This is a genomic window from Falsiroseomonas sp. RANM36 (genome assembly GCF_056682175.1).
Genome location: NZ_JBWXTD010000003.1, coordinates 1,243,117 through 1,249,941, shown reverse-complemented (window position 1 = coordinate 1,249,941; position 6,825 = coordinate 1,243,117). Strand labels below are relative to the sequence as shown.

Here is a 6,825-nt window from a genome sequence, read left to right as displayed (position 1 = left end):
GTGGGCCCCCCCCCGCCGCGGGGGGCGGGCGCGGGGGGGCGCGGCGGCCACCGCCGCGGCCCAGCCGGCCGGGCCGCCGCCCACCACCAGCACGTCCGTGACGGCATGCACCGGCACGTCGCGAGCCGGCTCCGCCACGTGGAGCCCGGTCGGCGACCGCCGGCGCCGCGGATCGCGGGCCGAGAAGACCTCGGAGCGGAAGAACAGCCGGCCGCCCTCGGCGCCGTCCCGGTTGCCTGACATGGGCCGGAGCCTACAGGCGGGCGCCCGGCCGGCCCAGCTTCTTCCCGCGGCGGCGGGCGGCAACTATGGTCCGGCCATGCGCAACCTGCTGCAGGACACCGACCGCGACAGGCTGGCGGCGCCGCTCGCCGGCCCGCTTGTCGGCGCGGTGGAGCTCGAGGGCAGGCGCCACCTGGCGGTGGCGGAGACGCTCGGCAGCGGGCTCTATCCCGTCGAGGCGGCGGCCCATGCGGCCGAGCTGCTGCTGCAGCCCGGCCTGCGGGAGGCGCATGGCGCGCTCGGCGACGCGCTGCTCGACTTCGTCATGGCGATGTCCGATGCGCCGCTGCCGAGCCGCCGCGCGGCCGCCGGCGGGCTGTCCCTGCAATCCGACGACCCCGCTGCGGTGGAGGTGCTGACGCCCTTCTGCCGCCTGTCCGGCAACCTGCTGCGCGGGGAGCTGCGGCAGGAGCTGCGCGGCGGCCGTGCCGCGGTTCGCCACAGCGGCAACCTGGTGGAATTCAGCCTCGGCCATCGGCGCTTCTGCGTGGATGTCGAGGACAACGTGGTGGCCGCCGAGGCGACGCAGCAGGGCGATGCCATCGTGCTGCGCCATGTCAGCACGATCCGCGCGGTCGCCGGCCTGCTCTGGAAGCGGCAGGTCGAGGCCGGCAGCCTGGAGCTCCGCTACGAACTGCGCGGCGACAGCCCAGTGATGCGCCTGACCGCGCGCTTCACCGCGGCGCGGCGCCTCGCGCGGCTGCGCGTCTCCACCGCGGCGGACGGGCTGGACGAGGGTGGGCTCGGCGCCACCGCGTCCCGCCTGCTCGAGGCCGGCGCCTGGCGGGAGGCGGCACCGCCGGACGCGCCCGGCGCGGTGAAATGGGCGGACGGGACGCCGGTGGCGCATCTGGCGATCGGCATCCCCGGCTGGGCGCGGACGGCGCCGGTGCTGCATCTGCGCCCGGGCGATCCGGCGCGGGTGATGTCGGTGACGGCGCAGGCGATGCGCGGCGGCGCCCTGCACTGGCTGCTGCTGCGCCACGGCCCGGTGACGCTCCGCGCCGGCGAGAGCCTGGTGGTCGAGGAGGACAGGCTCCTCGCCCCGGGCGATCCGGCGGTGATGGCGGCCGCCATGGCGCGCGGCGCGACGGGCCTGGATTTCGATGTCGCCCCGCCCTCCGGCGCGGTGCTGCAGGCGGTGGCCGCGGCGCTGCTGCTCGATGCCGCCGGCGCCTGGGGCGAGCGGCTGGACGCGGATCGCCGCGCGGCACTGCGCGCCTTCGCCGCGCGTCACGCGGCGCGGCTGGAGGCCGGGGCGGCCGATGCCGCGGACCTCGGCTGGGCGGCGGTGGCCGCCGACACGCTGCGTCGCGCGGGTGAGGAGGCGGCGCCCGCCTTGCAGGCGCGGCTGCTCGCCCGCCTCGCGCCGCTCTGCGACCCGGATGGCGTGGTGCGGCCGCCGGACGCGGCGCCGTCGCTGGCGGCCCAGGCGCTGGCGATCCTGGCCTTTGCCCGCGCCGCGGCCTGGCCCGATGGCGGGGCCGCTCTGGCCGGGCTTGTCGCGACGCTCGGCGCGGTCGCGGCGGAGCCCGGCGGCGGGGTTCGCTTCGCCGACGCCGCCGCGGACGCGGCCGAGGATCCCGAGGGCCTCGCCCTGCTGGCCCGCGCCGCCGGCGCCGCGGTCCTGGCCGCCGAGGCCGGGGCGCGGCTGCCCGACGCCATGATCGACCGCGCGCGGGAGACGCACCGGATGGCGGTGACGCTGCTGCGCCCGCTGGTTCGGCCGCGGCTCGGCCTGCTGGAGGTGGTTTCACGGGCCGGCCTGGCCGGCGGCCTCCAGGCGCTCACCACCCTGGCCCTGCTGGCGCCGGACAGGCTTGCGCTGGACAGCCGGCCGGCGGACGCGGCGCCGGCGTGAAGCCCGCCCTCGCGCTGCTGTCGGTGCTTGTCGCGGCCGGCTGCGCCACGCGGCCACCGCTGCCCTACCCACCTTCCGCCGCGGAGCGCGTGGTGCGGATCGCGCTCGCCGAATGGCGGGACTGGGGCGGGAGGCAGCGCGACGCCTTCACAGAGCCGACGGATGACAGCCCCGAATCGGACCCGCGGAACTTCCCGCGGGTGCTGGCCTATTGGCGGGCGGTGCCGAACGACCACGGCGCCATCCAGCACAACCGCATCCGCTACCAGGCGGTGCTGGCAGGCCGGCTTCCGCCGGGCATTCCCCTTTGGGGCGACTTCGCCTGGTCGGCGGCCTTCATCTCCTGGGTGTTCGTGTCGGCCGGCGTGGATGAGCGGGAATTCCGGCCCAGTGCGACACATGCGTTCTACCTCGACGCGATGACCGCCGACGCCCTGGCGTATCCCGTGACTTCCGCCTTCATGCCCCAGGCCCCGACGGAGTATGCGCCGCGGCCGGGCGACCTGCTCTGCTCGGACCGCAGCTCGCGGCCGCTGCTGCACTGGACGCATCGGGCGGCCGACAACGGGCGCGCACGGCCGATGCATTGCGACATCGTGGTGCGGACCGCGCCCGGCGTGATCGAGGCGGTGGGCGGCAATGTGCTCGACACCGTGATGCTCACCCGCTTCCCCGCGGATAGCTGGGGCCGCGTGATGCCCGCGCCGCCCGGTTGGCCGCCCTTCCTCGTGGTGATGGAGAGCCGGCTTGGCCGGCTGCCGCCCTGGACAGGCGGGCCAAGCCCCGCAACACCCCAGCAACAGCCCGTCGCGACCTCCGCGGCGGCGCCGGGAGCACGCTGAATGACCGATCTGTTCGACCCGCTGACCCTGCGCGGCGTCACCTTCGCCAACCGCATCGGCGTCTCGCCGATGTGCATGTATTGCTGCGCGGACGACGGGAAGCCGACCGACTGGCACCTGGCGCATCTGCTGCAGCGCGCCATCGGCGGCGCGGCGATGGTGATGGTGGAGGCGACCGGGATCACGCCGGATGGCCGGATCACGCCGGGCGATGTCGGGCTGTGGGAGGACGGGCAGATCCCCGCCCATGCGCGGCTTGCCGCCGCCATCGCCCATGCCGGATCGGTGCCGGCGATCCAGATCGGCCATGCCGGCCGCAAGGGCTCGCGCCTGCCGGCCTGGTTCGACGGGCCGGCCGATCCGGGCTGGGAGATTCTCTCGAGCTCCGCCCAGGCGACGGGGCATTTCGCCACGCCGCGCGCGATGACGGCCGAGGAGGTCGAGGCGATCCCGGGCCTCTTCGCCGCCTGCGCGCGCCGCGCCGTGACCGCCGGCTACAGGCTCATCGAGATCCACGGCGCGCATGGCTACCTGCTGCACCAGTTCTTCTCGCCGCTGTCGAACCAGCGCAACGACCGCTGGGGCGGCGATTTCGAGGGCCGCACCCGGCTGACGCTGGAGGTGGTGAAGGCCGTGCGCGCCGCGATCCCGGAGGACATGCCGCTGGCGCTGCGCATCTCCCACACCGACTGGATCGAGGGCGGCTGGAGCACGGCCGACAGCGTGGAGCTGGCCCGGCGGGCGAAGGCGCTGGGGGTGGATCTGCTGGACTGCTCCTCCGGCGGGATCGACCCGCAGCGCCAGAAGATCCCGGTCGGCCCCGGCTACCAGGTGCCCGGCGCCGTCGCGGTGCGGGAAGGGGCGGGCGTCGCCGTGGCGGCGGTCGGCATGATCACCGAGCCCGAGCAGGCCCAGGCGATCATCGCGGAGGGCAAGGCGGACATGGTGCTGCTGGCCCGCGCGCTGCTGCGCGACCCCTACTGGCCGATGCGGGCGGCCGCGGCGCTCGGCCGGGTGGAGGCGGTGAAGGGCCCGCCGCAATACGACCGGGCCTGGGGCGCGATCGGAAAGTTCGGGATGCGGCTGGAGACGGGCACGCCGATGCCGGCGCTACCAGGGTTATAGCCGCCTTCAACTCGCGACTCGCGGCTGGTAAGGTGCCCGACCCCGCCGGAAGGCGGATCGGAGGCCATGGGGGTTCCGGCGCGTCGCGCCGGGGCCGCCACGAAGCGTCGGGAAGTCGGGTGCCATGAAGTTCTCGGTGGACAGGGCAGTGCTGCTCAAGGCGCTCGCGCATGTGCAGAGCGTGGTCGAGCGGCGGAACACCATCCCGATCCTCGCCAATGTCCTGCTCGAGGCGCGCGAGGGCGGCCTGAAGCTCACCGCGACCGACATGGAGATCGCGGTGGTCGAGGAAGTGCCCGGCGTGACCGTGACGCGCCAGGGCCGCACCACCGCGCCGGCCGCGACGCTCTACGAGATCGTGCGCAAGCTGCCGGAGACGGCGAAGCTCGAGCTCGATCATCCCGGCGGCGACGCGCAGCTGACGCTGCGCGCCGGCCGCTTCGACGCGAAGCTCGCCGTGCTGCCGGTGGACGATTTTCCTTCGATGACCGAAGGCAAGCTGCCGCACAAATTCGCCCTGCCTGCCGGGCAGCTGCGCGAGCTGATCGACCGCACGCGCTTCGCGATCAGCACGGAGGAGACGCGCTACTACCTGAACGGCATCTACCTGCACGCGACCGAAGCCGGCGGCGCCAAGGTGCTGCGCGCGGTGGCCACCGACGGCCATCGCCTGGCGCGCGTGGAGGAGCCGCTGCCGGAGGGTGCCTCCGGCATGCCGGGCGTCATCATCCCGCGCAAGACCGTGAACGAGCTGCGCAAGCTGGCCGAGGAGGTGCAGGACGAGATCGCCGTCGCGCTCTCCGACACCAAGATCCGCTTCACCCTCGGCCCCGTCCAGCTCACCTCCAAGCTGATCGACGGCACCTTCCCCGAATACGAGCGCGTCATCCCGCGCGGCAACGACAAGGTGCTGAAGGTGGCGAAGAAGGACTTCGCCGAGGCCGTCGGCCGCGTCGCGGGCATCAGCAGCGAGCGGTCGCGGCCGGTGAAGCTCTCGGTGGACCGCAATCACCTTCTGCTGTCCGCCGCCAGCCCGGAGTTGGGCCAGGCGCAGGAGGAGCTGGACGGCGACACGGTCAGCTACGAATCGAGCCCGCTCGAGATCGGCTTCCAGGCACGCTACCTGAACGACATCACCGACCAGATCGTCGAGCAGGTGGAGTTCCGCTTCGCCGACGGCTCCGCCCCCACCATCGTGACCGACAGCGCGAAGCCGGAGGCGCTGTACGTGCTGATGCCGATGCGGGTCTGACGCCCGCCAAGCGAAGGCGTTCACGCGGCAGTTCGTGCGGACCGGTGCCCCGCGGCGCTTGAAGTTCAATCTATGTTCTCCTATTTTGCTATCAGTGATAGCGAATTAGGAGACCACGCTTGGCGCAGCTGCTGGTCCGGAACGTGGACGAGGAGACGGTGGCCTGGCTCAAGGCGCGCGCGGCGGCGCACGGACGCTCGGTGGAAGCCGAGCATCGGGAGGTGCTGCGGGCCGCCCGCGCGGCCAGTGCGCCGGCCGATTTCTGGGAACGCGCGGCGCGGATGCGGGCGGAGACGGCCGGTCGGCGCATCACGCCCTCCGAGGTGCTGTTGCGCGAGGCCCGCGACGAGCGCTGAGCCGTGGCCTTCGTCATCGACGCCAGCGTCGCGGTGAAATGGGTGCTGGCGGAAGCGGACAGCGACGCCGCGCTCGCGCTCGGCCGTCACCGCCTGCTGGCGCCCGACCTGCTCGACATCGAATGCGCCAGCGTTCTGTGGAAGGCGGCGCGGCGTGGCGAGTTGTCGCAGGCCGAAGCGGCGGAACGACTTGGCGTGATTGGCGAGGCCGCGATCGAGCGGCTGCCCTGCGCCGTGCTGCTGCCGGGTGCCCTGCAGCACGCCCTCGTTCTCGGCCACCCCGTCTACGATTGTCTCTACCTTGAAGCGGCGATCTGGACCGGACTGCCGTTCGTCACCACCGATCGTCGTCTGGCACGTCTCGCCGTGCCCGGCTGCGACATACGGCTGCTGGACACCTTCCGCTGACCCCGCCTCCTCCGCCGCTGCGCCTCACGCGCCTGCGGCTCACCGATTTCCGCTCCTACCCGGCCTTCGAGGCGCGCTTCGCGGGCCGCGTCGTCGCCATCGCGGGCGAGAACGGCGTGGGCAAGACCAACCTGCTGGAGGCGATCAGCCTGCTCGGCCCCGGCCGCGGCCTGCGTGGGGCGCGGGCGGCGGAGATCGGAAGGTGGGCGGGGGGCGAGAGCCGCGCCTGGGCTGCCTGGGGCCGCTTCGAAGGCCCGCTCGGCGCCTGCGACATCGCCACCGGCACGGTCGGCGAGGAGGGTGCCGATGCCCGGCGCAAATGGCGCCTGGACAACGAACCGCTGCGCTCGGGCGCCGAACTGGCGGATCGCGCCGCCGCGGTCTGGCTGACCCCGCAGATGGACCGCCTGTTCCAGGAGGGCGCCTCCGGCCGCCGCCGCTTCCTCGACCGCCTGGTCTGGGCGCTGGAGCCGCACCACGCGCGGGAGGTGGCGGCGCATGAGACCGCCATGTCCGGCCGCAACCGCCTGCTGGCCGAGGGGCGGCGCGACGCGCGCTGGCTGGCGGCGCTGGAGGATGCGATGGCGCGCCACGCGGTCGCCGCCCCCGCCGCCCGGCGGGCGCGGGCGGCGCGGCTGGACGCGGGGCGGGCGGCCGGGGCGCGCCCCCCCCCCCGCCCCCCCCCCCCCCGCGCCGGGG

The 6,825-nt window shown here is 74.5% G+C and carries 8 protein-coding genes; 7 read left to right on the top strand and 1 reads right to left on the bottom strand.

The window, feature by feature from the left end; all coding sequences use genetic code 11:
• The coding region (locus AC1MIR_RS10885) for a hypothetical protein (protein ID WP_480028178.1) at window positions 1-243 on the bottom strand (243 nt) is incomplete at its 3' end.
• Window positions 244-319: 76 nt separating this feature from the next.
• Here AC1MIR_RS10885 and AC1MIR_RS10880 point away from each other — a divergent pair.
• From AC1MIR_RS10880 to AC1MIR_RS10850, 7 genes are all read left to right on the top strand, one after another.
• On the top strand, window positions 320-2,143 hold the full coding sequence (locus tag AC1MIR_RS10880) for a hypothetical protein (RefSeq protein ID WP_480028177.1): 1,824 nt from the start codon (window positions 320-322) through the stop codon (window positions 2,141-2,143).
• Complete coding sequence (locus AC1MIR_RS10875; RefSeq protein ID WP_480028176.1) at window positions 2,140-2,985, top strand: DUF2272 domain-containing protein; 846 nt, start codon at window positions 2,140-2,142, stop codon at window positions 2,983-2,985. The genes AC1MIR_RS10880 and AC1MIR_RS10875 overlap by 4 nt, the downstream gene beginning before the upstream one ends.
• Window positions 2,986-4,110 carry an NADH:flavin oxidoreductase/NADH oxidase gene (locus AC1MIR_RS10870; RefSeq protein ID WP_480028175.1) on the top strand — a complete coding sequence of 375 codons (1,125 nt, stop codon included), beginning with the start codon at window positions 2,986-2,988 and terminating at the stop codon, window positions 4,108-4,110.
• Window positions 4,111-4,234: 124 nt separating this feature from the next.
• A complete protein-coding gene (dnaN, locus tag AC1MIR_RS10865) occupies window positions 4,235-5,362 on the top strand; it encodes a DNA polymerase III subunit beta (RefSeq protein ID WP_480028174.1) in 1,128 nt (375 codons plus the stop codon).
• 119 nt (window positions 5,363-5,481) lie between these two features.
• Window positions 5,482-5,718 (top strand): FitA-like ribbon-helix-helix domain-containing protein, encoded by a 237-nt coding sequence (locus AC1MIR_RS10860; protein WP_480028173.1) that lies wholly within the window; start codon window positions 5,482-5,484, stop codon window positions 5,716-5,718.
• Between the two features lie 3 nt (window positions 5,719-5,721).
• The gene (locus AC1MIR_RS10855; protein WP_480028172.1) at window positions 5,722-6,126 is read left to right on the top strand and encodes a type II toxin-antitoxin system VapC family toxin; all 405 of its coding nucleotides are present in this window, start codon (window positions 5,722-5,724) and stop codon (window positions 6,124-6,126) included.
• Window positions 6,093-6,825, top strand: a 733-nt coding sequence (locus AC1MIR_RS10850) for an AAA family ATPase (protein ID WP_480028743.1), incomplete at its 3' end; no start/stop codon positions are given. The genes AC1MIR_RS10855 and AC1MIR_RS10850, both read left to right, overlap by 34 nt.